1 protein-coding gene is annotated in these 901 nt (G+C 75.8%); it reads right to left on the bottom strand.

The genetic code is table 11. The features are described 5' to 3' along the window. The coding region (locus ACWGH4_RS35245; protein WP_453467998.1) for a DUF6777 domain-containing protein at window positions 1–901 on the bottom strand (901 nt) is incomplete at both ends.

Consider the following 901-nt stretch of genomic DNA (forward strand, 5'->3'; position numbering starts at 1 on the left):
GTCTCCTTGTCGCGGGTGCCCGTGTCGCCGGCCGGCCGCTTGATCCACTTGTCACCGTCGCGGAGCACGAAGTCCTTGACGGGCTTGTCCGCCGGAGCGACGACGACGACCTTCGAGGGCCGGTAGCCGGGCCAGGCGTCGCCGACGGCACGGGGAATGTCCTTCTGCGCGACGGGCGGGAGCAGCGGATTGCCGCAGGCGCAGCGGACCCTCGGCACACCGCGGTCGTCGACCAGCACCGCGGTGCCCGCCTGCAGCACGGCCTGATAGGCCCTCGGCCCACCGTCCTTGTAGCCGTGGTTCGTCACCCGGGTGTCCATCCGCAGCTGCACCGGGGTGAGCGAGCGCAGATAGTCCGGGACGCGGGACGGTTCGATCCGGTGCACCTGCGCGAAGGCCCGGTTCTTGGCCGGGTCCGCGCCGAGGGCGGTGATCTGCTTCTCGACGTCGCAACTGGCCGCCTTGCGGCTGCCCCCGTACAGCCCCGGCGCCGACCCCTCGACGCTGCGGGTCACATTGGGCGACGCGGTCATGGCTCCGTCCGGCTCGGCGGCCGGCGTCGACGCGGGCGGCGAGCTCTCCTTCGCCGTCGACTCGGTGAACGGATCGGGCCCGGTCGCTCCGGCGGCCTGGAGGAAGACCTCGCTTCCGCCGCCGGACGCGCCGGACCCGCCCGACCCGCCCGGGCGGGTCAGCACGACGGCGAGCACCACTGCGGCCACCAGCGCGACGGCGACCGTCGCGATGCGGGGGACGGACCGCCACCAGGGCCGGCCGGGCCCCCCGTCCCCCGGCCCGGGACCTCCGGGACCGCCGGGTCCGCTCGGCGGACCCGCGGCGCCGCCCGAAGGGCTGCTGCCCGCGGGACCACCGGGTGGAGGCGGCGGTGTGGGACCGCCCG

The sequence above is a fragment of the Streptomyces sp. NPDC054847 genome (assembly GCF_053610925.1).